The sequence below is a fragment of the Xanthomonas sp. WHRI 7945 genome, assembly GCF_035026585.1.
In genome coordinates, this window is the sequence record NZ_JAYIQP010000011.1 from 66,633 (window position 1) to 92,910 (window position 26,278).

A 26,278-nucleotide genomic window follows, 5' to 3' on the forward strand; every position below is an offset into this window, starting at 1 on the left:
CGCCGCTGCGCGCGCACCTGCCGTTGGATTACCCTTGCGCTTCTTCTTGGTCCTCGGAGTGCAGGGATGAACTACTCGGGCAGCTGCCATTGCGGCCGCATCGCATTCGAACTGGAAACCGAGGCGCCGATCGCCGAGGTCTACGATTGCAACTGCTCCATGTGCCGGCGCCGCGGCGGGCTGCTGTGGTTCGGCGCGCGCACGGCGCTGTCGCTGCGCAATGCGCCGGAGGCGCTGGGCACCTACCGCTTCAATCGCCTGCACATCGACCATCATCATTGCCCGGACTGCGGCATCGCCCCCTTCAGCGAGGGCACCCACCCCAAGACCGGCGAGGCCACGGTGGCGGTCAACGTGCGCTGCCTGCCGCAGGTGGACCTGACGGCGCTGCAGGTGCACAGCGTGGACGGGGCGAGCCTGTGAGGGCGCGGCGCTTGCACTGGGGCGTGCTGCTGCTGGCGTTGGCCGCGGGCGGCTGTTCCAAGCACGCCGACAGCGCCGGCGGTGCGGCCGAAGCGTCCGCGGCGGCACCGACCGCGGATGGACGCGCGGCGATGCTGGCCTACGAGCACGACGTGAGCGTGCAACTGCCGGCGGCGCAGATCGAGGCGCGGCTCAAGCAGGCCCAGGACAGCTGCCTGAGCGGGCGTTTTGGCGTCTGCAACGTGCTGTCGGTGGAACAGCGTGGCGGCGAGCATCCGCAGGCCTCGCTGAGCGTGCGCATCGTGCCCGCCGGGGTCGAGCCGCTGATCGCCCAGGCCGGCAGCGGCGGCGAGATCGGCAGCCGCAGCACCCGCGCCGAGGATCTGGCGCAGGCGGTGCAGGACAACGCCGCCCTGCAGCAGCGGCTGCAGGCCGAGCAGCGGCGGCTGCAGGAGTTCCAGCAGCGGCGCGACCTCAGCGTGGCCGACATGATGAGCCTGTCGGCGAAAATGGCCGAACTCGACACGCAGCTGCTGGCGGCAAGTCAGGACGCGGCGCAGCATCGTCGGCGTATCGAGACGCAGCGGCTGACCCTGCAGTTCGCCACGCCCGACGGCGAACGTGGCCGCAGCGAGATCGGCGAAGCCTTCGCCGACACCGGCGCGATCTTCGCTTCCGCCACCGCCTGGGCGATCCGCGTGATCGCGGCGCTGACTCCGTTCCTGCTGCTCGGCGCGGTGCTGTGGTGGCTGATCGCCTGGCTGCGCCGGCGCCGCAGACGAATCTAGCAAGCTGGCGCTGCCGATGGTGTCACTTTGTAGGAGCGACTCTAGGTGGCCTCGGGCCATCAGTCGCGACGGCTCTACCGGTGAGGCCCGTCGCGGCTGATGGCCCGAGGCCACCCAGAGCCGCTCCTACAGTCCTTCGGCAGTCCAGAGAGAAGGCGCTAGCCTTCGTCCTGCTCGAACTCCACGATCACTTCCAGGTCGAAGGCCAATGCCTCCACCGCCTCGCGCACCTTCTGTGCAGTGGCCAGGTTGCCGGCCTCGATCTCGACCTCGTGGGTGCCGGGACCCTGGTCGTCGGGCAGCCCGGCGGAGCTGGAATCGTCGTCGTCCATATGGTTCATCAGGTCGTCGATCTCCTCGACGTGCTCGATGCCTTCCAGGCTGCCGAGCAGGTTGATGATGGCGCGGGCGTCGTCTTCGCTGCCGGTGATGCGGATACGGAGCAGTGGCATGGGCCGTTCTCTGGGTAGGGGAAAGCAAGGCTAGGCAGGCGCCGGCTAAGGCGAAGTGATGACGTCTCAGGATGCGCGCGCGGCCTGCTCCGGCACCGCCGCGTCGAGCACCGGCGACAGCAGCGCGTCGGCCGCCGCGCGTAGCATCGCCGGGGCGATGTAGTGGCGATGCGCGCGCGCGATCGTGGCCATGTACAGGCGCCCGAACCAGTTGCGGCAGGCCACGCGCGTGTCCAGGCTCAGTTCGACGCTGCCGTCCTCGCACAGCTCCACGCCCACGCAACTGCGGAACAGCAGATGGCGGTCGTCGGCGCCGAGCAGCACCTGCGCGCGCCGGTCGTGCGCGGCATGCGCCTGGTCCAGCACCGGGAAGCGGCCGGCGAACAGGCGCTCGCGCTGCGGCGACAGCAGCGAGGACACCGGACAGCCCAGCGGCGAGGTGCGCAGCCGCAGCGGCGCGACCAGCGTGTTGCGGATCCGCATCAACCAGGTCACGCCGAGCGGCGGACGCTGCATGAAGCCCTCCAGCAGCGCCACCATCAGCGCATGCGCGCCGCGCTGGTGCACCTGGTGCGCCTGCAGCCGCAGGCGCACGCTGTCCTGATGATCGTGCGCCGGCAGTTCGCGCCACAGCAGCGAACCGGGCACCGGCTGCGGGTGCGCACGCACCGCCGCCAGCCGCGGCGCCAGCGCGACGAAGCCGGGCGGGTGCCGCCAGCGGCCCAGCGCCTGGCGCAGGCGCCCGCTGAGCGCGCGCAGGCTCGCGCACCAGGCCAGCCGGCGGCTGCCGGGCGAAGCCGACAGCGACAGGCGCACCGTCGGCACCTGCAGCGCCCGCGCCTGCGGCGATGCCAGCAGCGCGGTCACCGTGTCCGGGAGCAGTTCGGTCAGCGTGGCGATGTCGGCGGTACCGGCCAGCACTTGCGCGCGGACCTCGGCGGCGAGATCGCCGCCGGCCTCGTCGCTGTGGCAGGACAGGGCGAAGAACGCCGGATGCGTCGCGTTCGCGCGCAACGGCGCGAACTGGTGCCAGGTGCCGCCGCCGAAGCGCACGGTGAACAGGCAGTCGGCCGGCAGGTCGACATGGCGCAGCGCGGCCAGGAAATGCTGCGGGTCCTGCTCGAGTTGCGCCATCGACGCGGTGCAGAAGCGCAACTGCGCGCCGCCGCTGCCGGTGATCGCGGTGAACATGCGGTGCCCGGCGTGGCGATGGAAGGGATGCCCGTTCGCGCCGACCGCGAAGGAGAACAGCGAGGTCGTTTCGCCATTGGCGAAATCGGTGCCGGCCAGACGCGCCGACGGCTCGTCCAGTGCGTCGTGGAAGCTGGGATGCGCGCGCTGGCGCACGCAGGCCTGGGCGATCAGCGGGTCGCCGGCGCCGGCGCCGAGCTGCGCGATCAGCGTCACTTCCACCGGCAGCCCGCCGCTGTACGAGGCCAGGCGCACGGACGGAAAGCCGGTCTGTGCGGCGGCGCGATCCCTGGGCGGGGCGGTGGTCATCGGCGGGTTCCTTGTGGCCGTTGCGGGAAGGGGCTCAGGCGTTCTTCTTGGCCAGCTTGCGCGCTTCGCGCTTGAGTGGGCCGGCGGTGGGGCAGACCTCGAAGGCGAAGCCGCTGAGCGTGTTGACCAGGTTGTCGGGGGTGAGCCGGTACACCACGAACTGGCCGCGGCGCTCGCTGGACACCAGGCCGGCCGCTTCCAGCACCGACAGATGCCGCGAGATCGCCGGGGCGCTCATCGCGAAGCGCTGCCCGATCTGCCCGGCGGTGAGTTCCTGCGCCGACAGGTAGGCGAGGATCTCGCGGCGGGGCCGGGAGGCGAGGGCGTCGAACACGCGATCGATGGACATCAGGGATTAGATAATTAACGAATTAGCTAATTAATGATGCATTGGTGGCCGCGTGTCAAGCGCCGTATGGGAAGTCCAGTTTCGGGCGATGGCCTTTTGTAGGAGCGGCTTCAGCCGCGACAGGATCCATCGGTAACGCCTGTCGCGGCTGAAGCCGCTCCTACAAAAGCGCGCAGCAGGCGGGAAACGGCTAGCTCGCCCCCGGCGGCAGCCCCAGCAGCTCAGCCGGCAGCGCCGGCATCGGCGTGCGTTCGTCCAGCGCCTCGCGCTTGAGCCAGTCGATGAACTGGCTGGCCGCTGGGCTGGGCAGGCGGTGGCCGGGATGCACGATGTAGTAGGAGTAGCGCGCCTTCAACGCCGGGCCGGGCAGGCGCACCAGTTCGTAGCGCTGCAAGTACGGCTGCGCGATGTGCTTGCGCGCCAGCACCGCGCCGACGCCGTACACCGCCGCGCGCATCGCGTCGGTGCTGTCGTTGAAGGTGTGCATCGGCGGCAGCGCCACGCCGCGCACCGCGGCCGCGCGGAACCAGTCGCGCCAGCCCTGCGGCGACATGTCGCTGAGCAGCGGCAGCTGCGCGATCTGTTCGGGATGGCGCAGCGTGGCCAACTGCGGCAGCGCCGGGGAGGCCACCGGGAACAGTTCGTCGTCCATCAGGTGGTGCGAGGTCAGCCCCGGCCACGCGCCCTGGCCGTAGCGTATGCCCAGCTCCGGACCGCCGTCCTCGAAGCGCGAGAACGCCGCGTCGGTCTGGATGTCCAGGCGCACGTGCGGATGCGCCTGGCAGAAGCGCGGCAGCCGCGGCAGCAGCCAGCAGTAGGACAGCGAGCGCAGCGTGGTGATGCGCAGCGGCGCGGTGTCGGCCTGTGGGTGCAGGTTGCCGGCCACCGCGGCGATATCGGCCAGCGCCGCGCTGGCCGCATCGGCCAGCTGCCGACCCTCGGCGGTCAGCTTGACCCCGCGCGCGTGGCGCTGGAACAGGGTCGCGCCGAGCAGCGCCTCCAGCTTGCGCACATGGTGGCTGACCGCGCTGGCGGTGAGGTGCAGTTCCTCCGCGGCATGGGCGAAGTTCTGGTGGCGCGCGGCGGCGGCGAACACGCCGAGCGCGGGCAACAGGGCAGGGCGCAATTGCATCGGCAGACACGCGGCAGATTTGTGGCTCGCGACGATACTACGCGCTTGTGGGCATTGCGACGGCGCGCGATCCTGGCAGCCATGCGCAAGATACGCGGCCGGTGCGAGCCATGTGCCGGCGCGGCCCCGCTTCTTGTGACCCGTTTGCCCGTGTGGCTGCAGGCGCACAGGCGCCGCCACACGCGCGACGGCATCGACAACGAACCCAGGAGACAGCACGGTGAATGCAGCCAACCCCGCGTCCGGCGATCCGGCCGACCGCCTTCCGGCGCCGGCGGTGCGCGACTGGCGCACGCCGCTGGAGCTGCTGTTCCTGGGCATCGTCTGGGGCTGCTCGTTCCTGTTCATGCGCGTGGCCGCGCCGCAGTTCGGCGCCTACGCGCTGGTGGAACTGCGCCTGGCGCTGGGCGCGACGGTGCTGCTGCCGTTCCTGTGGATGGCGCGCGCGCGCTTTCCGCTGCGGCGCTGGCCGACCCTGGCGGCGATCGGGCTGCTCAACTCCGCGCTGCCGTTCCTGCTGTTCGCCTGGGGCGCGCAGCACGCACCGGCCGCGATCGGCGCGATCTGCAACGCGATGACCGTGCTGTTCACCGCGCTGATCGCATTCCTGTTCTTCGGCGAGAAGATCGGCGCGCGCCGCGCGGTGGCGCTGCTGATCGGCTTCGTCGGCATCGTGGTGCTGGCCACCGGCAAGTCGGCCGGGCTGAGCGTGGGGCCGGCCGCGTTCGCCGGCGCCACCGCCTCGCTGCTGTACGGCATCGGCTACAGCCTGGTGAAGCGCTACATGAGCGACCTGCCGCCGGCCGCGTCGGCGGCCTCCACCCTGGGCTGCAGCGCCCTGCTGCTGGCGCCGCTGGCATGGACGCACTGGCCGACCGCGCCGGTGCCGGCGGCGGCCTGGGCCTGCGCCGGCGCGCTGGGCGTGGTCTGCACCGGCCTGGCGTTCCTGATGTACTACCGGCTGATCCAGCGCATTGGCCCGGCGCGCGCATCGACGGTGACCTACCTGGTCCCGGTGTTCGGCGCGCTGCTGTCGTGGTCGATCCTCGGCGAGCCGTTGACCTGGGGCATGCTGCTGGCCGGCGCGCTGATCCTGGGCAGCGTCGCTTTCAGTCAGCGCGCGCGCTAGAGAGGCCGCCAGCGATTTCCGTAGGCTGCGTGGCTGCAGTCAGGCTCAAGCCACAGGTCGTCCTTGCACCTGCAGGTAGCAAGGAAAAGCGAGTGGATGAATACTTTTTCCGAGCCCGGGTGGTGTGCCCGGGAATCGACGGCACGCGCCGAAGGACATCCCGATGACCGCTTCTCTGCTCGCATCGCAATTCGCCTACAAGGCCTGGGCCAATGCCGAACTGCTGCAGGCGCTGGCGCAGATCGATGCGGCCGCGTATCCGGCGCAACGCCTGCGCGCGATCCGGCTGTTGAACCATACCTATGTCGTGGACCGGATCTTCGCCGCGCACCTGGACGGCGGCACGCATGCGTTTACGGCCAGCAACACGCCGCAGACGCCGGAACTGGAGGCGTTGCACGCGTCCGTCGCCGAATCCGACCGATGGTATGCCGGCTACATCGCCCAACTCGACGCGACCGCATTGCGGCAGTCGCTCGCGTTCCGCTTCACCGACGGTGACGCCGGCCGCATGACCCGCGAGGAAATGCTGTTCCACGTGCTGGCGCACGGCGCCTACCACCGCGGCAACATCGCCATGCTGCTGAGCGAGTGCGGGCTGGAGCAGCCGCGCGAGCTGTTCACCCGCTTCCTGCACGCGCGCGAACCCGAGCGCCGAGGCGTGGCCCCGGCTTAGTCGCCCACCGCAGCGGGGCGGCGTCGATCAACCAGTGGCGGCGACGTCGAATTCGGAGGCGAACGCATAACGCCTGCCGGCGGACTACTGCGGTGGCGTGCGCACCGGCAGCGGTACGTTGCACAGGTCGATGTGCCCGGCCGGGCGCTTGTAGAAATCGTCGCGGCGGTTGCGCCGCGCTTCGGCCACGTCGCGGAAGGTCTGGGTGTCGGTGCGCAGCAACTGCAGCGGCGTGCGCTCGGCTTCGGGCAGGTCGCTGGCGAGCTTGATCGCGCGGATCGGCGTGCGCTGTTCGGGCTTGGCGTAGAAGCCCATCGGGTCCGGTCCGCGCGGGATCACGCTGAGCAGTTCCATGCCCTTGACCACGCGCCCGACCACGGTGATGTTGCGGTCCAGCTGCCGCGGCGATTGCCCGGTGACCACGTACAGTTCGGCGCCGATGCTGCTGTCCTCGTCGTTGTTGCGGCCGGCGCCGAGGGTGCCGTAGCAGTGTGCCAGCCAGGCCTTGCCATCCTTGGGATCGCGCGCGGCGGGGAAACCGTCGACGAAGCCCACTTGCGGCGCCCAGCCGTCGCGGTCGGGCAGCGCCTGGAACGCCAGGCCCTTGGCGTCGCGCTGGAACTCGGCAGGCAGGTGCCGCTTGGCCGACCCCAGCGACTTGGCCTTGCCCGCCTCCTCGCCATCCGGATCGCCGAACTGCACCACGAAGTTGTCCTGCGAACGGTAGATGCTCAGGCCGTCCCAGAAGTGCTCGTGGGCCAGGGTGCGGATGTTGCCGACATGCTCCGGCGCGAATGCCGGCGCCAGCTCGATGACCACGCGGCCGGCGTCCAGGTCCAGGTACAGCGTGTTGGCCGGGTCCAGCGTGCGCCAGTCGGCGGGCTTGGACGCGTCCAGGATCTGCTGCGGACTGCGGTACGGCGCGGCAGGCGCGGCGGCCAGCGCGGCGGTGGCGGACGACAGCAGCGCGAGGGCGAGCAGGGTGGGGCGCAAGGGCATGACGGCAGCCTGGAGGACGGTAGCCGATTCTTACCCATGCGCCTGCGGTGCGCCAATGGCGGCGTCGCCGCCTCGACGCCGTGCCGGCACGCTCAGCGCGATGGCGCGCGTTGCTGGGCCTCCGCCAGGTCCTGCGTGGCGGCGGCAGGCGGCGCGGTCGCGCGCAAGGCATCGAGCTGGCGCACGCTGTCCTGCAGCGGGATGGCCGCGGCGGCCTGCGCGTCCACGTAGGCGGTGCGCTTGTCCGCGGCCATCGGGTCGCCCTGCACCGCAAACACGCGGCCGGCGTCGTTGCGCAGCACGTGGTCGACCTGGCTCAGGCCTTCGCGCTTGGCGGACAGCAGCAGTTGCGTCGCCAGTTGCGGATCGGCCGGCCTGAGTCTGGCGTCGATCGCGCACTGCATCGCGTAGTCGGGGTGGGTCGGGTCGCGCGGATCGGGCGAAGTAGCCGCGCGCGTGGCCGGTGCGGTGGCCGCCGGATTGGGCTCGGCCCCGCCGATCCCGGCATCGATGCGGGTCAACGCGCCGCTCAGTTCGCCATCGGCGTCGGTAGCGACGGTGAACAGGCGTTCGCTCAGGCCGTGCGGCGAATTGCCCATGTTGCGCGCCAGGCCGACCGCGAAGTCCTGGTTGCTGGCAGTGGCGTAGGCGCCGGCCTGGTCGCGCTCGGACGGGCGCGCCTGCGCCGCCCTTGCGTACTGCTCGCGCAACGCGCCCATCTGCGCTTCGGAGAAGCTCAGGGTCAGGTCCTGGCCGGCGGCGATGGGGCCGTCCGCGGTGTCTTTCCCGGACAACGCGGCGTTGAGCAGTTGCGCCTGGTTGCCATCGACCTTGCCGAAGCCGAGCTGGTAACGGCGCGCCTCGACGTCTTCGCTGCCGGCGGCATCGAACTGGCGGGTGAGGGTGAGCGGCACGTTGTCGGCGTATTGCAGGCGGCTGCTGACGGTGCTGCTGCCGTCGGCATGGGTGGTGCGCACGTTCTCGCCGCTGTTGCGCTGCCCGGCCAGCTCCACGCTCAGCGATTCGCCCAGGCCGAGTTTGGCGCGGGTCTGCGAACTCATGTTCAGGGTGTCGATCCGCTGCACGTCGCTGACTCCGGAGGTCGGCGCCGGCAGCCGGCCGCTGCCGAGGAAGTCTCGGTAGGCGACCTGCGCCTGCGGGTCGCGCAGGTCGAAGGTGGCGGTGTGCATGCTGGCCTGGCCGAGCGCGTCCTGGCGGCCGAACATGGCCTGCGCCACCGGCGTCTTCAGCCCGACCATCTCCAGCCGCTCGATCGCCGCGGTAGGGCCGGTCGCCACCCGCACGTGGTGCTCGTCCAGGCGTTGCGCGGCATAGCTGACGCCCGCCGCGTCGGTCCGTTCGCTGCTGGTGGCGAAGCCGCGGAACGAGGCCTCCAGCGAGGTGCGCAGGAACGCCTGGCCGTCGAGCTTGACGCTGCCGCCGACCGGGAGGGTGAGCGGGTCGAACGGATTGACCCCGCGCGCGGTCTCGACGCTGGCGTCGCCGGGCAGGCTGACGCTGTAGCGCGCGCGTTCGCCGAGCTGGGTCGAATTTTCGGCGCTCGCCGCGTTCCTGCCGCTGGTGGCGCCCTTGAACTGGTGGCCCTGGCGGAACTCCATCTCCAGGCCGAATTCGGTGTTGCCGTCGACGCTGCGGCGGCTGGCGCCCACGCTGCGGGTGGAGACGAGTTCGTGCTGCAGCGGCCCGGTGCGTCCCACCGCGTGGCGCTCGGTGCGTTCGGCGGTGACGCTGCCGTCGGCCGGATTCCATTTCAGCGGACCGGCGCTGACGTTGCCGGCGGCACTGCCGAAGGTCGGATCGGTGGCCTGGGCGGGGGGCGTCGTCGAGCTCATGCATTCTCCTTGAGAGCGCCTGCCGGCGCGAGCGGCGGGGACTATAGCCAGGGGAATGTTGCCGATGCGTCAGGCTTTCGTTGTGCGGCCATGACTAGCGGCACATTCGCTATACCTAACTCAACACTAGTATGCATTCCAACCTAGTGGGAGGTGGTCATGGTCGATCCGGATGCGCAGCTGAGGAAGTTCCAGAAGGAGCTGAGCGCGGGCACCGTGTCGCTGGCGCTGCTGGCGGTGCTGGCCGAGGCCGCGGAGCCCTTGTACGGCTACCTGATCGCCAAGCGCCTGGAGAAAGTGGGCGAGGGCGTGCTCAGCGGCAAGCAGAGCGCGCTGTACCCGGTGCTGCGCAACCTGGAGGCAGCCGGCCTGTTGTGCAGCCATGTCGAACCGTCGGTGGCCGGGCCGCCGCGGCGCTACTACCGCATCACCGAACCCGGCCGCGCCACGTTGCAGCACTGGGCCGCCGCGTGGCGCGCCACCCGCGATTCCGTCGATTCCGTCCTGAAGGGGATTTCAGAATGAGCAGCGAACAATTCCAGGCGCGGCCGTTGCCGGCCACCATTCCCGACTACCTGGCGCAACTGCGCACGGCGCTGGCCGGCGCCGATCCAGCGCTGGTCCAGGACGCGCTGTACGACGCGGAGGAATACCTGCGCGCCGAGCTGGCCGAGCAGGGCGGCAAGAGCGAGGCCGAGGTCATCGCCGAGGTCGCCGGCAGTTACGGCGCGCCGGAGGAGGTGGCGGCGATCTATCGCGACACCGAGGTCACCGTGAACCGCGCGCTGAAGCCGCCGGCACCGCCCAGGCGCAAGTCGCTGCTCGGCCGCTTCTTCGGCGTGGCCGCCGATCCGCGCGCCTACGGCGCGTTCTTCTACATGCTGCTGTCGCTGGTCACCGGCATCTTCTACTTCACCTGGGTGGTCACCGGGGTCAGCGTCTCGCTGGGCATGCTGGTGCTGATCATCGGCGTGCCGTTGCTGGTGCTGTTCTTCGGTTCGGTGCGGCTGCTGTCGCTGGTGGAAGGGCGCATCGTCGAGGTGTTGCTGGGCGAGCGCATGCCGCGGCGGCCGCTGTACAGCGCGCGCGAACAGCCGTGGCTGCGGCGCATCGGGCAGATGTTCACCGACGCGCGCACCTGGACCACGATGCTGTATTTCGTGCTGATGCTGCCGCTGGGGATCGTCTACTTCACCGTGTTCGTCACCCTGCTGAGCACGGCGCTGGCGCTGGCGGCGGCACCGTTGGGCCTGTTGTTCCCCGACCAGATCAACGTGGGCCTGTCGTTCGGCGATTTCAGCTTCGCCGATCCCGGCCTGTGGCTGCTGCCACTGTTCAGTGCGCTGGGCATCGTGCTGCTGTTCGCCACGCTGCACCTGGCGCGTGGTGTCGGCAAGCTGCACGGTCTGCTGGCCAAGCACCTGCTGGTGCACAGCGCGGCGCAGTGATGGTGATGACGCTGCGGCCGGCAGACGCCGGCCGCGAGCGGGATGCCGCTCAGCCGGCCTTGCGGCTGCCGCGGCGCTTGAGCGGGGTGACGTTGCCGCTCGGTGCCTGCACGGTGGCCGATGCATTGGCGGCGATGAACGCACGCACCTGCGGATAGACGATGTCGCGCCAGCGGCGGCCGCTGAAGATGCCGTAATGGCCGGCGCCTTCCACTTCCAGGTGCTGGCGGCGGTGCGCAGCGATGCCGGTGCACAGGTCCTGTGCGGCGGCGGTCTGGCCCAGGCCGGAGATGTCGTCCAGTTCGCCTTCGATGCTGAGCAACGCGGTGTCGCGGATCGCCGCCGGGTCGACGCGCTCGCCGCCGATCACCCATTCGCCGCGCGGCAGCAGGAACTCCTGGAACACCACCCGGATCGTGTCCAGGTAGTAGCGCGCCGGCATGTCCAGCACCGCGTTGTATTCGTCGTAGAAGCGGCGGTGCGCCTCGGCGTCCTGCAGGTCGCCCTTGACCAGGTTGGCGTAGAAATCCCAGTGCGACATGAAGTGCCGGCTGGGGTTCATCGCCAGGAACCCGGTGTGCTGCAGGAAACCCGGGTACACCGCGCGGCCGTGGCCCGGATACGCCTGCGGCACGGTGTGGATGACGTTGTGCTCGAACCAGGACAGCGGGTTGCGCGTGGCCAGGTTGTTGACCTGGGTCGGGCTGCGGCGCGCGTCGATCGGCCCGCCCATCATCACCAGCGAGCGCGGCGTGGCTTCGCCGCGGCCGGCCATCAGCGACACCGCGGCCAGCACCGGCACGGTCGGCTGGCACACGCTGATCACGTGCAGCTTGTCGGCGCCGATGTGGCGGATGAAGTCCTGCACGTAGTTGACGTAGTCGTCCAGGCCGAAATCGCCGTCGCTCTGCGGCACCATGCGCGCGTCGATCCAGTCGGTGACGTAGACCTTGTGGTCGCGCAGCAGGGTGCGCACGGTATCGCGCAACAGCGTGGCGTGGTGCCCGGACAGCGGCGCCACCACCAGCACCGCCGGCTGCTGCTTGAGCCCGGCCACGACCTTGGCGTCGTCGCTGAAACGCTTGAAGCGCAGCAGGCGGCAGAACGGCTTGCGCAGCACTTCCTGCTCGACGATCGGCAGCGGGTGGCCGTCGACCTCGACATGGTCCAGCGCCCACGCCGGCTTCTCGTAGTCCTTGCCGAGCCGGTGCAGCAGTTCGTTGGTGGCGGCCAGGCGCTCGGCGCCCGGGAGCGTGGCCCACAGACTATTGGCGTCGGAGAAGATCTTGGCGTTGGCCGCGGCCTGGTGGACCCAGGGAGCGAGCAGGTTGCGGGTCAGTTCGTGCCACTGGTAGAGCATGCCGGTGTTTCCATCCTGAGCGTATGCTGCCGTGCAGCATATCCTATCGGGTGTGATTGCACCTTAATGGGGCACCAGACCAATCGTCTCCAGCGCCGCCGCATCGCCCGCCAGCGCAGGCGAGAGCCAGCAATGACTGCCGACCGGACGCAGCCCCAGCGCACCAAACTGGCGCCGGTACCAGCGCGCCGGACGCGGCTGAAAGCCGGCATGGTCGCCGTCGAAGGCGTCCTCCTGGGCGAAGGTTTCCAGGAACGCGACCCCGCCGCACAACTCGGCCAGGCCCGGCAGGCCCAGGCGCAATTCGCGGTTGGGCACGTAGTGCAGCACGTCCGAACACACCAGTAGGTCCACCGGCGCGCACGGACGCAGCCAGGCGAAGTCGCCGAAGCGCGCCGGGCGCAGGTTGCGATGGCGGCCGTAGCGGGCGACCGCGTACTCGCTACTGTCAAAGCCCAGGTAGCTCAGTTTCGGCCGCAGCTTCAGCAGCGGCGCGCGCCAGGCACCTTCGCCGCAGCCGATGTCGAGCACGCTGCGGATCGGCCGTTCCAGGTAGTACTCGGCCTGGGCCACGGCGAGCGCGACCTTGCGCGCCAGGCGCGCGCTGCCGCCGATATCGTCGCGGCGATACCAGCGCTGGAAATAGTCGGCGTCGTACTGTTTGTCCATGCGGGGTCGTGGTCCGTGCGGGCGTGATGCGAATCGGCGAAAATGGCGTGACATCCTACGCCAGCGACCCGGAGCCAGCGCATGCAACTCTATCTGTGGATCAAGTCCCTGCACCTGCTGTTCGTGGTCGCATGGATGGCGGCGGTGTTCTACCTGCCGCGGATCCTGGTCAACCTCGCCGAGAGCGCGGGCCAGCCGGACGTGCAGGCGCGGCTGGTGCTGATGGGGCGGCGCCTGTACCGCTTCGGCCACATGGTGTTCGGCCTGGCGCTGCTGCTGGGGCTGACCCTGTGGCTGGGCTACAAGGTGCTGCCCGACTTCCCGACGATGGTGGCGCCCGGCAGCGGCTGGCTGCACGCCAAGCTGGCCCTGGTGCTGCTGCTGATGGCGCACTATACGGTGGCCGGGCGCTGGCTCAAGGGCGTGCCCCAGGCGCGCAGGTTGCCGTCCTCGCGCACGCTGCGCTGGTTCAACGAGATCCCAGTGCTGCTGCTGATCGTGGTGATCTGGTTGGTATTGTTCAAGCCGTTCTGAGCGGTGCGAATCGTCCCAACGCTGCGGCCGGGACACGCATATAAGGGGCGCTAGCGACGCCCTTCGGGCCTTTAGCGTTCGGCTTCGATGTAGAGACGGTGCGTGTCGCGGTCGAGCCGGTACAACGAGGCGCAGCGGCCGCGCAGCGCGGTGCTGCGGGCGGCGTGGAGATAGCCGCTGCGGGCCAGTCGCGCGAGCAGAGTTGCGTCGTCATACAGGTAGACGTGTCCCCAGCTGCGGAACACCGTATTGAGGAAATAGCCGCGGGTGGTGATGCCGGCTTCCTTCACCCACGGCAGTTCGCGCCAGGCACCGCTATGTGCGCTTTGCAGGGTCAGATCCAAATCGGAGGTGGCAAAGCGGTGCACGCCACCCGGCTTGAGCAGGCTGCGAGTCCATTCCAGATAGCGGATGAACTGCTTGGGCGTGAGCCGTTCGGCAACTAAGTCGCTGTAGATGGCGTCGAAGCTCTGCGGCGGAAGCGACCCCGGCGCGGTCTGCGGTGTGTCGCCCCATGCCGTGTCGGCGCAGAATGGTAGCACTGCACTGAGCCAGTCTGCGTCCTGCTGCTCGGGACGGATTCCGACGTACAGGGTGCGCAAGCTGCGGTCTACCGCGCCGTAGTCCGGATCCAATGGCAGCTCGACGCCGCTCGCACTGACAAAGCCTTCAACATAGCGCAGGTACCCGGAACCTTCGCTACGATTGATGTGCTCAACCTTGCTTTCAACACCGTCCTTGCACTTGAAGAAGAACCACATCAGCGCGTCGTGGCAGTAGACGGTCGCTTCGTAGCTCCATTGCTGCAGCAACAGGCGCATGCTCTCCCAAGTGTGGAATGCGCAGTGCACCGGCAACAGATAGACCCAGCTTGGATCCTTCGGAATAGCGCGCGGGATCAGCAGATGGATGCCGAGAACACCGCGGTCGGCGACCAACTGCTCGATCGCATCCAGTTCGCGACGGTCCTTCAGATGCTCGAGCACAGCGCAGGCGGTGACTAAGGCGAAGCCACCACGTGGCGGCTGCGATTGCGGCCAGCGGTTGACCACAGGGGTGATGTATTGGTCGTAGCTGAACAGAGTACGCCCGCGCGAGACAAGCTGGGTGGCGAGGTCGCCGACACCCGAGCCCCATCGAGCATAGGCTTATTGCTATCGATCAAGCCGACGCTGAGCATGGCGTCAATCGCGCGCGCTTGGCCAGCCAGACGACCGGCGCGATTGAATGGGTCGGAGCCGTCGTAGATGGTGCTGTGGAAGCGATGGTTCAATGCGGACCAGTCTTCGTCGGAGAGCCTGAGCAAGCTGGCGCAGGCGACGAAACCGCATCCGGCGCATTTTTCGTAGTCGAGCGTGCCTACGTCCCAGCGGTCGAAGGTTTTGCTGAAGAACGGCTTCATCGAACCGTTGCAAACCATGCAGCGGCTGTCGTAGCAGCGTCCGCCAGCGGTGGATAGTAGCGAGCGGCTCACGGCGTGTTGCAATCCTGAAAGGAAAGAGAGGCGCGCGCGCCGTGGCGGCGCGCTGCCTTCAGCGTGCTGACACCGGTATGTCTGCGGTCTTGGGAGTGAGCAGGATCACCGCTTCAGTGCCCAGTTTCAACTGCACCCATTTGAATCGATAGTCGTAGTCGACGTTGAGACTGTCGAGAAACGCGGGGATGGTCAGCACGTCATCCCACTTGTGATACAGGCACAGCGCCATGCGCGGGCGGAACCGTTCGATGGTCTCGCGCGCACCCTCAAGTGCCGGTATTTCAGCGCCTTCGATGTCCAGCTTGATGAAATCCACGCGCGACAGGCCGCGTTCGCGAACGTAGTCGTCGAGCTTTATCATCGATACCTTGATCTCCCCGGCGTACATCAGCGACATCGAAGCCTGCAGTCGCGTCAGCGCGATCGAAAGTTCCACGCCGCTGCGGTCGCCAAGTGCGTACTTGTTGGCCACAACGTTACCGGCGATGCCGTTGAGATCAAGGTTGCGTTGCAGCAGGACGAGGTTCTCATCAAGTAATTCGAATGCGTGGATCTGACAATCTCCGCCAGTCTTGGCGTGAAACAACACAGCGGTATCGCCGATGAACGCGCCGCCGTCGATGATCACGTCGCCCGGGCGCACGTCGAACCCGGGTGCGGCATACTGGTCGAAGTGGATATCGTGCACGCCGGTGAACCAGTCGTAGCCGAGCAGGGCGAAATCGTGCCCGGCGTCTGCATAGCGACGGAGCACGTATTCGCCGTCGCCGATCCTCTCGCGGCCATGCTCGGCAAACGAGCGTTGGACCACCACGTTGTAGCGTTCGCGCTCGGTCGGTTCGATGCGGTCGATCTTGCCCCAGCGCTTCAGGAACCACAATACGAAGCGAGCCCGTTCGTCCGTGCTCAGTCGCTCGTAGACACCGCTGGAAATGTGCTCGGCGTGCGGCCGGTACGTATCTAACAGCGCGGCGAAGCGCGCCGCATCTTCGGTATCCAGGGCCGCGCCGGCATGTTGCAGATCGGAGAGGAAATTCATGGCGGCCTAGTTTGATGGGATGCGGGAGTGAAGACGGCCGGCCGTACGGCAAGCACAGAACCGCTACCTGTAGCCCCGCGGGCAGTTCCGGACGCTTGTCGGAACTGTCAGACGGCTACGCCGCCTCGTACGCCCCGTAGCCGCGCAGGCGCTCGTAGCGCTTCTGCAGCAGCTGCTCGACCGGCAGCTGTTCCAGCGCGTCCAGTTCGTTGAGCAGCACCGCCTTCAGGCGCTTGGCCATCTGCGTGGGATTGCGGTGGGCGCCGCCGATCGGCTCGCGCACGACCTTGTCGACCAGGCCCAGCGCGGACAGGCGCTTGGCGGTCAGGCCCAACTGCTCGGCGGCGTCCTTGGCCTTGGCCGCGTCCTTCCACAGGATCGAGGCGCAGCCTTCCGGCGAGATCACCGAATAGGTGCCGTATTCCAGCATCAGGGTGCGGTCGCCGACGCCGATCGCCAGCGCGCCGCCGGAGCCGCCTTCGCCGATCACGGTGCAGATCACCGGCACCTTCAGCTCGGCCATCTCCAGCAGGTTGCGCGCGATCGCCTCGCTCTGGCCGCGCTCTTCGGCGCCGATGCCGGGATAGGCGCCGGGGGTGTCGATGAAGGTCAGCAGCGGCAGCTTGAAGCGCTCGGCCAGCTTCATCAGCCGCAGCGCCTTGCGGTAGCCCTCCGGACGCGGCATGCCGAAGTTGCGCGCGACCTTGGTCTTGGTGTCGCGGCCCTTCTGGTGGCCGATGATGACCACCGGGCGCCCGTCGATGCGGCCCAGGCCGCCGACGATGGCCTTGTCGTCGGCGAACGCGCGGTCGCCGGCCAGCTCCTGGAATTCGTCGCAGAACACGTTGATGTAGTCCAGCGTGTACGGGCGCTGCGGATGCCGCGCCAGCTGCGAGATCTGCCACGACGACAGATCGCGGAAGATCTGCGCGGTACGCACCCGCAGCTTGTCCTGCAGCGCCCGCACCTCGGTGTCGACGTTGACCGCCGGGCCGGTGCTGGCATTGCGCAGTTCCTGGATCTTGGCTTCCAGATCGGCGATGGGTTGCTCGAAGTCGAGGTAGTTCGGATTCATTGGAAACCGTCGTGAACTAAAGCGGCAAGTGTAGCCGAACGGCTGCGGCCGACCCGTACGGGGCCGTGCGGTCGCCGCGGCGCGGGAAACAGAGAGGCGCAGCCGGCAATCAGCGGCGCGGGTCGGCGGCCGCCGCCGGTGCGGCCGCGACCAGCGCGGGGCTGCCGAAGGCCTGGCCGAGCTGCAGCACGAAGTCGTTGCGCGCCTGGTTCGCCTCGGCGCCCAGGTCCGCGCCCAGCGTGGCGGTGGCCGCGGTGAACTGCATCATGGCCTGGAAGTAGTCCTTCTGCAGCTGCAGCTGCTGCGCCGGATCGGACGCGCGCAGATAGCGCGCGTAGACCTGGCGCAGCGGCGCCGCATGCGCCTCGAACGCGGGCGCCAGCGGCGGCAGTGCCGCGGACGCGGGTTCCAGCGTGCGGCGCGGCGCCTGCCAGCCCGGCGCACGTTGTTGCGCGAAGTAGCCCGGTTGGCCGCCGCCGGCCTCGTAGTAGGCGATGAACTCGGCGGCGCCGAACAGCTTGGTCTTGATGTTGCCGCCGCGGTCGGCGACGTAGGCCACGGTGCGCTCGGGAAACGGTTCGCGCAGCCCGTAGTCCCACTGCTTGCCGATGAACAGCGCGTGCCGCGCCTCGAACGGGCCGCTGACGCTCACTCCTTGCAGGGTCAGCGTGGACTCCACCGTGCCGAAGTTCTTCAGCTTGGAGGCGTCGGTGACGTAGATTTCCCGGCCGATCACGTAGTCGGACAGGGTCGGGTTGATCAGCCCGCCGTGGCCGCCGGCATAGACGATGAAGGGCACTTCGCCCAGCGCTGCGGTCCGTAGCCGGTGCGCGCCCGGCGCCAGTTCGAGCGTGGTCGCGCTGTCCGCGGCCACGTCGTAGGCCTGGTCGTCGACGACGATGCGCAGCGGCGCCGCGGTCGGGTTGTCGACCACGAAGCGCTGCGCCGCTTCACCGCAACCGCCGAGCAGCGCGGCGCACGCCAACAGGATCGAAAAACGCGTCATGGAAGGCACTCGATGCATGCGGAGGGAAGGCACTGCCCTGGAGTGGGCGGCAGGCTCACGTCGCCCAGGGCGGGTTGTACTTGACCTTGACCGCGCGCACGCCGGGGTCGGCGCGCAGGGTGTCCAGCAACTGCGGATCCACGCGCACCGAGTGGCTGCCGTTGAGGTCGAGCATGCCGGCCACGCTGCCCTGTTCGGAGGCCAGCAGCAGGTCCAGGCGCAGCGGCGTCTTGCCGGGGCGGTGGCGCGCCAGCAGTGCGTCGATGCGCGGCCAGGTGCTGCGCTGGCGCAGGTCCAGGCGCAGCGACAGGCGTTGCGCGTGGTGGGTGCAGATCTGTTCGTAGTCCCAGCACTGGCGGATGCGCATGGCATAGCCGCCATTGAATTCGTCCTCGCGCACGCCGCCCTTGACGATCAGGATGCGGTCGCGGGTGAGCAGGTGGCCGAACTCGGCGATGGCATCGGTGAACGCGCTGCACTCGACCCGGCCGCGGCCGTCCTCGAGTTGCACGAATACCTGGCTGTCGCCCTTGCGGCGCACGCCGACCACCTGGCCGGCCAGGATCGCGCTGATCTCCGGGCGCCAGGCGCGTTTCTCGCCGTCGCCACCGCCGCCACCGCGGCCGCCGCCGGATTGCGAACAGATCTTCTCCAGCGCGCTCAGGTCGCAGCCGACCAGGTCGCGCACTTCCTCGCGGTACGGATCGAACGGATGGCCGCTGAGATAGAAGCCCAGCGTCTCGCGCTCGCCGGTCAGCAATTGGCCCAGCGCCCATTCCTTGCTTTCCGGCAGTTCCAGGCGCAGCGCCGGCGCGCTGGTGTCGGCGCCGCCGAACAGCGAGTTCTGCCCGGAGGCGCGCTCGCGCGCCATCTGCTCGGTGGCCTTCATCACTTCCGGCAGCTGCAGCATCAGCGTGGCGCGGTTGCTGCCCAGCCCGTCCATCGCGCCGGCGTTGATCAACGCTTCCAGGGTGCGCTTGTTGAGCTTGGCCGATTCCACGCGCGTGCAGAAATCCAGCAGCGAGGCGTATTCGCCGCCGCGCTCGCGCTCGGCCACGATCGCCTCGCAGGCGCCGCGGCCCACGCCCTTGATCGCGCCCAGGCCGTACTGGATGGTGTCCGGCGTGGCCGCGGCGAACATGTACGCCGAGGCGTTGATCCGCGGCGGCAGCACGGTCAGGCCGAGGTTGCGCACCTCGTCGAGGAAGCCGACCACCTTGTCGGTGTTGTCCATGTCCGAGGACAGCGTCGCGGCCATGAACTCGGCCGGGTAGTGCCGTTTCAGCCAGGCGGTCTGGTAGCTGACCAGCGCGTAGGCGGCGGCGTGCGACTTGTTGAAGCCGTAGCCGGCGAACTTCTCCATCAGGTCGAAGATTTCATCGGCCTTGGCCTGGCCGACGCCGCCCTTGGCCGCGCCCTCGCGGAAGATCTCGCGGTGCTTGGCCATCTCCGCCGGCACCTTCTTGCCCATCGCGCGGCGCAGCAGGTCGGCGCCGCCCAGCGAGTAGGCGCCGACGATCTGCGCCATCTGCATCACCTGCTCCTGGTACACCATGATGCCGTAGGTGTCTTTCAGGATCGCTTCGGTGCGCGGATCGGGGTAGATGATCTCCTGCTGGCCGTGCTTGCGCGCGTTGAAGTCCGGGATCAGGTCCATCGGGCCCGGACGGTACAGCGACACCAGCGCGATCAGGTCTTCGAAGCGATCGGGCTTGGCGTCCTTCAGCAGCCGGCGCATGCCCGAGGATTCGAACTGGAACACGGCGCCGGTGTTGCCCGAGGCGAACACGCCCTTGTAGGTGGGCGCGTCGTCGAGCGGGATCGCGGTGATGTCCACCGGCGGGATGCCGGCGCGCGCATGCCGCACGTTGATCGCTTTCACCGCCCAGTCGATGATGGTCAGCGTGCGCAGGCCGAGGAAGTCGAACTTGACCAGGCCGACCTGCTCGACGTCGTCCTTGTCGAACTGGGTGACCGGGTTCTTGCCCAGGTTGTCGACGTCGTGTTCGGCGAACAGCGGGCAGAAGTCGGACAGCGGCGTCGGCGCGATCACCACGCCGCCGGCGTGCTTGCCGGCGTTGCGGGTCAGGTCCTCCAGCTGCCGCGCCAGGTCCATCAGGTCGCGGACGTCGTCCTCGCTCTGGTAGCGCTGGATCAGCTCCGGCGAGGCCATCTCGCTGTCCTTGCCTTCGCCCATCGCATCCTTCAGCGTGATGCCGAGGATGTTGGGGATCAGCTTGGCGACGCCGTCGACCAGGCCGTACGGGAAGCCCAGCACGCGGCCGCAGTCGCGCACCACCGCCTTGGCCGCCATGGTGCCGTAGGTGATGATCTGGCTGACCCGGTCGCGCCCGTACTTGCGCGCGACGTAGTCGATGACCTCGTCGCGGCGGTCCATGCAGAAGTCGATGTCGAAGTCGGGCATCGACACGCGTTCGGGATTGAGGAAGCGCTCGAACAGCAGGTTGTACGGCAGCGGGTCCAGATCGGTGATCTGCAGCGCCCAGGCCACCAGCGAGCCGGCGCCGGAGCCGCGGCCGGGGCCGATCGGGATGCCCTGGTTCTTGCCCCACTGGATGAAGTCGGCCACGATCAGGAAGTAGCCGGGAAAGCCCATCTTGATGATGGTGTCCAGCTCGAACTCGAGCCGGTCGACGTAGTCCTGGCGGGTCTTGCCGGGCGCCAGCGGATTCTTCTCCAGGCGCGCGGCCAGGCCCTCGCGCGACTGGCTGCGGATCCAGCTGTCCAACGTCTCGTTGTCGGGCACCGGATAGGCGGGCAGGAAGTAGGTGCCCAGCTGCATCTCGATGTTGCAGCGCTGCGCCAGCGCCAGCGTGTTGTCGATCGCGTCGGGGATGTCGGCGAACAGCGCGGCCATTTCCTCGGACGACTTCAGGTATTGCTGGTCGCTGTAGTCGCGCGGGCGCTTGGGGTCGTCGAGCACGCGGCCGGAGGAAATGCACACGCGCGCCTCGTGCGCGGCGAAATCGCTGGCGTACAGGAAGCGCACATCGTTGCTGGCCACCACCGGCAGCCCGCGCATGCCGGCCGCGTGCAGCGCGAACTGGTTGAACGCTTCCTCGCCGTCGCGGCCGGTGCGGGTCAGTTCCAGGTGCAGGCCGTCACCGAAGATGCGCTGCCAGTCGGCCAGCTGCTGCTCGGCCAGGTCGTGGCGGCCTTCGCTGGCCAGGCGTCCGGCCAGGCTGTCGCGCCCGGCCAGCGCGAACAGGTTGTCGCTGCCGGTCTGCAGCCATTCCGGGCGCAGCGCCACGCCGCCTTCGTTGCGGTGGCCTTCCAGCCAGGCGCGGGTCAGCAGCCGCGACAGGCTCAGGTAGCCGTCGCGGTTGCGGCACAGCACGGTGAGCCGCCACGGCGCCTGGGTGCCGTCGCTGATCAGCAGGTCGGCGCCGGCGATCGGCTTGATGCCCACGCCTTCGGCGGCCTTGTAGAACTTGACCAGCGCGAACAGGTTGTTGAGGTCGGTGACCGCGAGCGCGGGCAACTCCAGTTCGACCGCGCGGCTGAGCAGGTTGGCCTGCTTGGCTTTCTTCGGGTCGGCCTGATCCGGTTTCTCGGGCACACGGATGGTGGAATCCGCCAGCGAGAATTCGGTGTGGACGTGCAGATGGGCGAAGCGGGAAGTGGACATGCGGAACCAGGACGATGCCCGGTCAGGTTAGCGGCGGGAGGCGGGGCGAACAAGGCTTGACAGGGCGGACTCGGGACTCGGGACTCGGGACTCGGGACTCGGGACTCGGGACTCGGGACTCGGGACTCGGGACTCGGGACTCGGGACGGGTCTCATTTGGGGTTGAGCGAGGCCTAGCCGTCGTTGATCGCTTCCGTCGCGCCTGCGCCAGCGAAATTCGCATTCGCGATGCCGAGCCCTGGGTCCCACGTCCCGAGTCCCGGTTCCCCCAGCGCGCGGCGCACCGGCGCGAAGCTGCGCCGGTGCTGCGGGCACGGGCCGTGGGTCTGCAGCGCGGCAAGATGCGCGGGTGTGCTGTAGCCCTTGTGCAGGTCGAAGCGGTAGTGCGGGTGCTGCTCGTGCAACTGCCGCATCAGGCGGTCGCGGGTGACCTTGGCCACGATCGAGGCGGCCATGATCGCGCGGTCGAGCGCATCGCCGCCGATCAGCGCTTCGGCCGCGCATGGCAGGCCCTTGGGAATGCGGTTGCCGTCGATGCGCGCGAACTGGGCGACGTGGGCCACAGCCTCGACCGCGCGGCGCATGCCGAGCATGGTCGCCTGGTAGATGTTGATGCGGTCGATTTCCTCATTGTCGATCAACACCACCGACCATGCCAGCGCACGCTCGACGATGCGCGCATACAGCTGCTCGCGGCGCTCGGCGTTGAGCTGCTTGGAATCGTTCAAGCCATTGATGCGCGGCCGCGACGGATCGAACACCACCGCCGCCACCGCGACCGGCCCAGCCAGCGGCCCACGCCCGGCCTCGTCGACGCCGGCGTAGAGCAGGGATTGGTGAGTTGGGATTGGGGATTGGAACAGCAGGCCGGACCCGTCGGAGTGCTTCATGACGTCGCCTCCGAATCCCGAATCCCGAATCCCGAATCCCGGCCTTCAAGCAATTCCGCCACCGCATCGGCAGCCCGCACCGACGCATCCTGGCGCAGCAACTGATGCAAACGCAGGTATTCGGGTTGCAGCGCCTCCACCGCCTGCGGGTCGCGCAGCCAGTGCAGCAGCGCGGCCGACAATTTGTCCGCGGTGCAGTCGTCTTGCATCAGTTCCGGCGCCAGATCGCGGCCGGCGAGGATGTTGGGCAGCGCGTAGCGGTCGACCTTCAGCAGGCCCAGCGCTTTGACGATGCGGTAGGTCAGCGGCGCGACCTTGTAGCCGACCACCATCGGCCGCTTCACCAGCATGGTCTCCAGCGTCGCGGTGCCGGAGGCCAGCAGCACCACGTCGGCGGCCAGCAGCGCCGTGCGCGCCTGGCTGTCGAGCAGGTGCGAATACACCACCGGCAAGGCCGAACGCGACAGCTGTTCGGCGATCAGCGCCTTGCACGCGGCGTTGGCCGCCGGCACCACCACATGCGCGCCCGGCGTCTGCTGCAGCACCTGCCAGGCGGCGGCGAAGAAGCTATCGCCGAGCCGGCCGATCTCGCCCAGGCGGCTGCCCGGCAGCACCGCCAACACGGTCGCGGCGGCCGGCAGCCCGAGTTCGGCGCGCGCCGCGTCGCGGTCGCCTTCCAGCGCGATCGCATCGGCCATCGGGTGGCCGACGAAGCGCGCATCCACGCCGTGCCTGGCGTAGATCGGCGGTTCCATCGGGAACAGGCACAGCACCATGTCGGCGCTGGCGCCGATCTTGGCCGCGCGCTTCTCGCGCCAGGCCCAGACCGACGGGCTCACGTAGTGCACGGTGCGGATGCCGCGCTGCTTGAGCCAGCGCTCCACGCCGAGGTTGAAGTCGGGCGCATCGACGCCGACGAACACGTCCGGGCGCCAGTCCAGCAGGCGCTCGCGCAGCGCACGGCGCAGTTTCAGCAGGCGCGGCAGATGCCGCAGCACTTCCATCAGGCCCATCACCGCTAGCTCGCTGGCATCGAACCAGGTCTGGCAACCGGCGTTGCGCATCGCATCGCCGCCGATCCCGGCGAACTCCGCATCCGGATAGCGCGCGCGCAGCGCCTCGATCAGCCCTGCGCCGAGCTGGTCGCCGGAGGCTTCGCCGGCGACGAGGGCGATGCGGATGGAGCGGGGACCGGGGACCGGGGACCGGGGACCGGCAACGCCCAGTACATCGACTCCTCGCTGTTCCCGGGTCCCTGGTCCCCGGTCCCCGGTCCCGGCATTCATCGCAACAACGGCCGCTCGCTGGCTTCGATGAATTCCAGCATCGCGCGCACGTCCTCGCTGCTTTCGGCCAGTACCGCCAGTTGCTGCTTGGCTTCGGCCAGCGGCAGACCGGCCACGTACAGCGCACGGTAGGCGCGCTTGATCGCGGCCAGGCGCTCGGTGTCGAAGCCGCGGCGCTTGAGGCCTTCGCTGTTGATGCCGCGCGGGCGTCCCAGCGAGTTGCCGCCGACCATGGTGAACGGCGGCACGTCGCCGTTGATCAGCGCGCCCATGCCGAGGAAGGCGTGATCGCCGATGCGGCAGAACTGGTGCGCGCCGGCGAAGCCGCTGATGATCACGTGGTCGCCGACTTCGACATGCCCGGCCAGGGTGGTGTTGTTGGAGAACACGCAATGGTCGCCGACCACGCAGTCATGGGCGACGTGGGTGTAGGCCAGAAACCAGTTGTCGCTGCCGACGCGGGTGATGCCGCCGCCGTTGCCGGTGCCGCGGCTGACGGTGACGAATTCGCGGATCACGTTGCGGTCGCCGATCACCAGTTCGGTGCGCTCGCCGGCGAACTTCTTGTCCTGCGGATCGCCGCCGAGCGCGACGTGCCCGACCAGATGGTTGTTGCGGCCGATCCGGGTCGGACCGACGATGCTGCAATGCGAGCCGATCACGCTGCCTTCGCCGATCTCGACCTCGGCGCCGATCAGGCTGAAGGCGCCGACGCGCACGTCCGCCGCCAGCTTGGCCGACGGGTCGATCACCGCGGACGGATGGATGAGGGGGGCGTTGTCGCTCATTGCAGGTCTCCTGCCAGGCTCATTCGCGGGTGCCGGCGCACAGCACCTCGGCGCAGGCGACGACCTTGCCGTCGACCTTGGCTTCGCCGTAGTACACGGCCATGTTGCGGATCACGCGCTTGATTTGCACGTGCAGCTCCAGCACGTCGCCGGGCACGACCTGGCTGCTGAAGCGGGCGTTGTCGACCTTGACCATGTAGAACAGCTTGGACTGCGCGTCGCGGCCCAGCGCCAGCTGGGTCAGCACGCCGCCGGCCTGCGCCAGCGCCTCGATGATCAGCACGCCGGGCATGATCGGCTGGCCCGGGAAGTGGCCCTGGAAGAACGGCTCGTTGACGCTGACGTTCTTGTGCGCAACGATCTTGCGGTTCTCGAAGTCGAGCGACACCACCTTGTCCACCAGCAGGAAAGGATAGCGGTGCGGGATCAAGGCCTTGATCTGGGTGATGTCCGGCAGTGTCTGTTCGTGGCTCATTGCTTCTCCTTGCTTACAGACAGGATGCGACGGGCCAGGGCATCGAGCTGCTTGAAGCGCGCGGCGTTCTTGCGCCACGTGCGGTTGTCGGTCAACGGGGTGCCGGAGGAATACTCGCCCGGCTCATGGATGGAGTTGCGCACCACCGACTTGCCGGTGATCACCACCTTGTCGCAGATTTCCAGGTGGCCGACCACGCCGACCGCACCGCCGAGCATGCAGTAGCGGCCGATCTTGGCGCTGCCGGCGATGCCGGTGCAGCCGGCGATCGCGCTGTGCGCGCCGATGTGCACGTTGTGCGCGACCTGCACCAGGTTGTCCAGGCGCACGTCTTCCTCGAGCGTGGTGTCCTCCAGCGCGCCGCGGTCGACGCAGGCGTTGGCGCCGATCTCGCAATCGTCGCCGATCACCACGCCGCCGAGCTGCGGCACCTTGATCCAGTGGCCGGCGTCCATCGCCAGGCCGAAACCGTCGGCGCCGAGCACCGCGCCGGGGTGGATGCGCACGCGTTGTCCCAGGCGCACGCGGGTGACCAGGGTGACGCGGGCGATCAGTTCGCCGCCGGCGCCGACCTGGCAGTCCTCGCCGATCACGCAGCCCGGGCCGATCACGCAACCGTCGCCGATCACGCTGCGCGCGCCGATGCTGACGAAGGCGCCGATGTGGGCACTGGGGGAAACCTGCGCGCTGGGGTCGATGCTGGCGCTGGGATGGATGCCGGGCGGACGCGCCGGCGCCACGTCGAACAGCGCGGCGATCTTGGCGAAGGCGACGTACGGATCGCGCGCGATCAGCGCGGTGCCAGGCGCCGCTTCGGCATCGTCGGCGCGCAGCACCACCACCGCGGCGGTGCTGTCGGCCAACTGCGCGCGGTAGCGCGGATTTGCCAGGAAGCTGAGCTGTCCGGGGCCGGCATGCGCCAGCGTGGCGACACCATGCACGGCCACGTTGCCGTCGCCATGCACCTGCAGGCCGAAGCGCTCGGCGATCTCGTGTGCGGTATGGGAAGGAATATTCACGCAGGGATTCTACCGCGTGCCATCGGCACGGTCATGCTGCGCCCGTGCCGCGGGCAGCGCCGGCCAGGATCGGCCAATGCTTACGGCCGCGATCAACGAGCTTGAGAAGCCCTTGCCTGGGTCATCCCGCGATCATCCAGCAGAAAAAACCTGCATTACGATCAGATCGCGATGAGCCAACTGAGCAAAAGCCCCCTTTAGTAAAGGGGGCGCGCCGACAGGCGCGGGGATTTGGAAGACCAAGCCCCGGGGCCCATGCTCC

Annotated in this window: 26 protein-coding genes; 7 read left to right on the forward strand and 19 right to left on the reverse strand. The window is 68.8% G+C overall.

Annotation, left to right across the window (positions count from 1 at the left end; translation table 11 throughout):
* Window positions 1–66 precede the first annotated feature (66 nt).
* Both VDQ83_RS10840 and VDQ83_RS10845 read left to right on the forward strand, forming a co-directional pair.
* Window positions 67–423 carry a GFA family protein gene (locus tag VDQ83_RS10840; RefSeq protein ID WP_263395077.1) on the forward strand — a complete coding sequence of 119 codons (357 nt, stop codon included), beginning with the start codon at window positions 67–69 and terminating at the stop codon, window positions 421–423.
* 11 nt (window positions 424–434) lie between these two features.
* The gene (locus tag VDQ83_RS10845) at window positions 435–1,211 is read left to right on the forward strand and encodes a DUF4349 domain-containing protein (RefSeq protein ID WP_455434930.1); all 777 of its coding nucleotides are present in this window, start codon (window positions 435–437) and stop codon (window positions 1,209–1,211) included.
* Between the two features lie 158 nt (window positions 1,212–1,369).
* Here VDQ83_RS10845 and VDQ83_RS10850 read toward each other — a convergent pair whose 3' ends face one another.
* The 4 genes from VDQ83_RS10850 to VDQ83_RS10865 form a co-directional block, all read right to left on the reverse strand.
* Window positions 1,370–1,663 carry a hypothetical protein gene (locus VDQ83_RS10850; protein ID WP_309917570.1) on the reverse strand — a complete coding sequence of 98 codons (294 nt, stop codon included), beginning with the start codon at window positions 1,661–1,663 and terminating at the stop codon, window positions 1,370–1,372.
* Window positions 1,664–1,729: 66 nt separating this feature from the next.
* The gene (locus tag VDQ83_RS10855; protein WP_455434931.1) at window positions 1,730–3,163 is read right to left on the reverse strand and encodes a DUF2867 domain-containing protein; all 1,434 of its coding nucleotides are present in this window, start codon (window positions 3,161–3,163) and stop codon (window positions 1,730–1,732) included.
* Window positions 3,164–3,197: 34 nt separating this feature from the next.
* On the reverse strand, window positions 3,198–3,512 hold the full coding sequence (locus tag VDQ83_RS10860) for a metalloregulator ArsR/SmtB family transcription factor (RefSeq protein WP_455434932.1): 315 nt from the start codon (window positions 3,510–3,512) through the stop codon (window positions 3,198–3,200).
* A gap of 190 nt (window positions 3,513–3,702) precedes the next feature.
* Entirely contained in the window at window positions 3,703–4,644 is a 942-nt protein-coding gene (locus VDQ83_RS10865) for a LysR substrate-binding domain-containing protein (protein WP_263395072.1), read from the reverse strand.
* Window positions 4,645–4,864: 220 nt separating this feature from the next.
* Here VDQ83_RS10865 and VDQ83_RS10870 point away from each other — a divergent pair, with 220 nt between their 5' ends.
* Together VDQ83_RS10870 and VDQ83_RS10875 are read left to right on the forward strand one after the other, a co-directional pair.
* A complete protein-coding gene (locus VDQ83_RS10870) occupies window positions 4,865–5,773 on the forward strand; it encodes a DMT family transporter (RefSeq protein ID WP_455434933.1) in 909 nt (302 codons plus the stop codon).
* Window positions 5,774–5,936: 163 nt separating this feature from the next.
* Window positions 5,937–6,449: a DinB family protein gene (locus VDQ83_RS10875; protein WP_455434934.1), complete on the forward strand. Its 513-nt coding sequence runs from the start codon at window positions 5,937–5,939 to the stop codon at window positions 6,447–6,449.
* 84 nt (window positions 6,450–6,533) lie between these two features.
* On the opposite strand, the gene VDQ83_RS10880 is transcribed toward VDQ83_RS10875, so the two are convergent.
* Entirely contained in the window at window positions 6,534–7,448 is a 915-nt protein-coding gene (locus VDQ83_RS10880; protein ID WP_455434935.1) for a peptidylprolyl isomerase, read from the reverse strand.
* Between the two features lie 92 nt (window positions 7,449–7,540).
* Window positions 7,541–9,301: an XVIPCD domain-containing protein gene (locus tag VDQ83_RS10885; RefSeq protein ID WP_455434936.1), complete on the reverse strand. Its 1,761-nt coding sequence runs from the start codon at window positions 9,299–9,301 to the stop codon at window positions 7,541–7,543.
* A 159-nt stretch (window positions 9,302–9,460) separates the two neighbouring features.
* Here VDQ83_RS10885 and VDQ83_RS10890 point away from each other — a divergent pair, with 159 nt between their 5' ends.
* Together VDQ83_RS10890 and VDQ83_RS10895 are read left to right on the forward strand one after the other, a co-directional pair.
* Entirely contained in the window at window positions 9,461–9,826 is a 366-nt protein-coding gene (locus tag VDQ83_RS10890) for a PadR family transcriptional regulator (RefSeq protein WP_263395066.1), read from the forward strand.
* The gene (locus VDQ83_RS10895; protein ID WP_455434937.1) at window positions 9,823–10,749 is read left to right on the forward strand and encodes a sensor domain-containing protein; all 927 of its coding nucleotides are present in this window, start codon (window positions 9,823–9,825) and stop codon (window positions 10,747–10,749) included. Before VDQ83_RS10890 ends, VDQ83_RS10895 begins: the two co-directional genes overlap by 4 nt.
* A gap of 49 nt (window positions 10,750–10,798) precedes the next feature.
* Here the strand turns inward: VDQ83_RS10895 and VDQ83_RS10900 are convergent, their stop codons facing one another.
* Window positions 10,799–12,109, reverse strand: coding sequence for a polyhydroxyalkanoate depolymerase (locus tag VDQ83_RS10900; RefSeq protein WP_263395064.1), 1,311 nt, complete (start codon window positions 12,107–12,109; stop codon window positions 10,799–10,801).
* Window positions 12,110–12,172: 63 nt separating this feature from the next.
* Window positions 12,173–12,778, reverse strand: a complete 606-nt coding sequence (locus tag VDQ83_RS10905) for a methyltransferase domain-containing protein (protein ID WP_455434938.1) — start codon at window positions 12,776–12,778, stop codon at window positions 12,173–12,175.
* An 81-nt stretch (window positions 12,779–12,859) separates the two neighbouring features.
* Between VDQ83_RS10905 and VDQ83_RS10910 the strand changes: the two genes are divergently transcribed.
* Window positions 12,860–13,312, forward strand: a complete 453-nt coding sequence (locus tag VDQ83_RS10910) for a CopD family protein (RefSeq protein ID WP_455434939.1) — start codon at window positions 12,860–12,862, stop codon at window positions 13,310–13,312.
* Window positions 13,313–13,383: 71 nt separating this feature from the next.
* Here the strand turns inward: VDQ83_RS10910 and VDQ83_RS10915 are convergent, their stop codons facing one another.
* The 11 genes from VDQ83_RS10915 to lpxD form a co-directional block, all read right to left on the reverse strand.
* Window positions 13,384–14,298 (reverse strand): class I SAM-dependent methyltransferase, encoded by a 915-nt coding sequence (locus tag VDQ83_RS10915; RefSeq protein WP_455434940.1) that lies wholly within the window; start codon window positions 14,296–14,298, stop codon window positions 13,384–13,386.
* 14 nt (window positions 14,299–14,312) lie between these two features.
* On the reverse strand, window positions 14,313–14,714 hold the full coding sequence (locus tag VDQ83_RS10920) for a hypothetical protein (protein ID WP_455434941.1): 402 nt from the start codon (window positions 14,712–14,714) through the stop codon (window positions 14,313–14,315).
* A gap of 130 nt (window positions 14,715–14,844) precedes the next feature.
* Window positions 14,845–15,828 carry an FkbM family methyltransferase gene (locus tag VDQ83_RS10925; protein ID WP_263395060.1) on the reverse strand — a complete coding sequence of 328 codons (984 nt, stop codon included), beginning with the start codon at window positions 15,826–15,828 and terminating at the stop codon, window positions 14,845–14,847.
* A gap of 115 nt (window positions 15,829–15,943) precedes the next feature.
* Entirely contained in the window at window positions 15,944–16,903 is a 960-nt protein-coding gene (locus VDQ83_RS10930) for an acetyl-CoA carboxylase carboxyltransferase subunit alpha (protein ID WP_263395059.1), read from the reverse strand.
* Between the two features lie 109 nt (window positions 16,904–17,012).
* Complete coding sequence (locus VDQ83_RS10935; RefSeq protein ID WP_455434942.1) at window positions 17,013–17,909, reverse strand: hypothetical protein; 897 nt, start codon at window positions 17,907–17,909, stop codon at window positions 17,013–17,015.
* Window positions 17,910–17,964: 55 nt separating this feature from the next.
* On the reverse strand, window positions 17,965–21,558 hold the full coding sequence (gene dnaE, locus VDQ83_RS10940; protein ID WP_263395057.1) for a DNA polymerase III subunit alpha: 3,594 nt from the start codon (window positions 21,556–21,558) through the stop codon (window positions 17,965–17,967).
* A 173-nt stretch (window positions 21,559–21,731) separates the two neighbouring features.
* Window positions 21,732–22,448, reverse strand: a complete 717-nt coding sequence (locus tag VDQ83_RS10945) for a ribonuclease HII (RefSeq protein WP_455434943.1) — start codon at window positions 22,446–22,448, stop codon at window positions 21,732–21,734.
* A complete protein-coding gene (gene lpxB / locus VDQ83_RS10950; protein WP_455434944.1) occupies window positions 22,445–23,734 on the reverse strand; it encodes a lipid-A-disaccharide synthase in 1,290 nt (429 codons plus the stop codon). The genes VDQ83_RS10945 and lpxB overlap by 4 nt, the downstream gene beginning before the upstream one ends.
* A complete protein-coding gene (lpxA, locus tag VDQ83_RS10955) occupies window positions 23,731–24,522 on the reverse strand; it encodes an acyl-ACP--UDP-N-acetylglucosamine O-acyltransferase (RefSeq protein ID WP_455434945.1) in 792 nt (263 codons plus the stop codon). The genes lpxB and lpxA overlap by 4 nt, the downstream gene beginning before the upstream one ends.
* Before the next feature lie 19 nt (window positions 24,523–24,541).
* Entirely contained in the window at window positions 24,542–24,997 is a 456-nt protein-coding gene (fabZ, locus tag VDQ83_RS10960; protein WP_263395054.1) for a 3-hydroxyacyl-ACP dehydratase FabZ, read from the reverse strand.
* Window positions 24,994–26,016, reverse strand: coding sequence for a UDP-3-O-(3-hydroxymyristoyl)glucosamine N-acyltransferase (gene lpxD, locus VDQ83_RS10965; RefSeq protein ID WP_455434946.1), 1,023 nt, complete (start codon window positions 26,014–26,016; stop codon window positions 24,994–24,996). The genes fabZ and lpxD overlap by 4 nt, the downstream gene beginning before the upstream one ends.
* Window positions 26,017–26,278: the final 262 nt, after the last annotated feature.

What these genes read in the sequence shown, in the direction of transcription:
- VDQ83_RS10840 (WP_263395077.1), top strand. Translation starts at nt 67, where the DNA reads ATGAACTACTCGGGCAGCTGCCATTGCGGCCGCATCGCATTCGAACTG.
- VDQ83_RS10850 (WP_309917570.1), bottom strand. Translation starts at nt 1,663, where the DNA reads ATGCCACTGCTCCGTATCCGCATCACCGGCAGCGAAGACGACGCCCGC.
- VDQ83_RS10855 (WP_455434931.1), bottom strand. Translation starts at nt 3,163, where the DNA reads ATGACCACCGCCCCGCCCAGGGATCGCGCCGCCGCACAGACCGGCTTT.
- VDQ83_RS10860 (WP_455434932.1), bottom strand. Translation starts at nt 3,512, where the DNA reads ATGTCCATCGATCGCGTGTTCGACGCCCTCGCCTCCCGGCCCCGCCGC.
- VDQ83_RS10865 (WP_263395072.1), bottom strand. Translation starts at nt 4,644, where the DNA reads ATGCAATTGCGCCCTGCCCTGTTGCCCGCGCTCGGCGTGTTCGCCGCC.
- VDQ83_RS10875 (WP_455434934.1), top strand. Translation starts at nt 5,937, where the DNA reads ATGACCGCTTCTCTGCTCGCATCGCAATTCGCCTACAAGGCCTGGGCC.
- VDQ83_RS10880 (WP_455434935.1), bottom strand. Translation starts at nt 7,448, where the DNA reads ATGCCCTTGCGCCCCACCCTGCTCGCCCTCGCGCTGCTGTCGTCCGCC.
- VDQ83_RS10885 (WP_455434936.1), bottom strand. Translation starts at nt 9,301, where the DNA reads ATGAGCTCGACGACGCCCCCCGCCCAGGCCACCGATCCGACCTTCGGC.
- VDQ83_RS10890 (WP_263395066.1), top strand. Translation starts at nt 9,461, where the DNA reads ATGGTCGATCCGGATGCGCAGCTGAGGAAGTTCCAGAAGGAGCTGAGC.
- VDQ83_RS10895 (WP_455434937.1), top strand. Translation starts at nt 9,823, where the DNA reads ATGAGCAGCGAACAATTCCAGGCGCGGCCGTTGCCGGCCACCATTCCC.
- VDQ83_RS10900 (WP_263395064.1), bottom strand. Translation starts at nt 12,109, where the DNA reads ATGCTCTACCAGTGGCACGAACTGACCCGCAACCTGCTCGCTCCCTGG.
- VDQ83_RS10905 (WP_455434938.1), bottom strand. Translation starts at nt 12,778, where the DNA reads ATGGACAAACAGTACGACGCCGACTATTTCCAGCGCTGGTATCGCCGC.
- VDQ83_RS10910 (WP_455434939.1), top strand. Translation starts at nt 12,860, where the DNA reads ATGCAACTCTATCTGTGGATCAAGTCCCTGCACCTGCTGTTCGTGGTC.
- VDQ83_RS10920 (WP_455434941.1), bottom strand. Translation starts at nt 14,714, where the DNA reads ATGAAGCCGTTCTTCAGCAAAACCTTCGACCGCTGGGACGTAGGCACG.
- VDQ83_RS10925 (WP_263395060.1), bottom strand. Translation starts at nt 15,828, where the DNA reads ATGAATTTCCTCTCCGATCTGCAACATGCCGGCGCGGCCCTGGATACC.
- VDQ83_RS10930 (WP_263395059.1), bottom strand. Translation starts at nt 16,903, where the DNA reads ATGAATCCGAACTACCTCGACTTCGAGCAACCCATCGCCGATCTGGAA.
- VDQ83_RS10935 (WP_455434942.1), bottom strand. Translation starts at nt 17,909, where the DNA reads ATGACGCGTTTTTCGATCCTGTTGGCGTGCGCCGCGCTGCTCGGCGGT.
- dnaE (WP_263395057.1), bottom strand. Translation starts at nt 21,558, where the DNA reads ATGTCCACTTCCCGCTTCGCCCATCTGCACGTCCACACCGAATTCTCG.
- VDQ83_RS10945 (WP_455434943.1), bottom strand. Translation starts at nt 22,448, where the DNA reads ATGAAGCACTCCGACGGGTCCGGCCTGCTGTTCCAATCCCCAATCCCA.
- lpxB (WP_455434944.1), bottom strand. Translation starts at nt 23,734, where the DNA reads ATGAATGCCGGGACCGGGGACCGGGGACCAGGGACCCGGGAACAGCGA.
- lpxA (WP_455434945.1), bottom strand. Translation starts at nt 24,522, where the DNA reads ATGAGCGACAACGCCCCCCTCATCCATCCGTCCGCGGTGATCGACCCG.
- fabZ (WP_263395054.1), bottom strand. Translation starts at nt 24,997, where the DNA reads ATGAGCCACGAACAGACACTGCCGGACATCACCCAGATCAAGGCCTTG.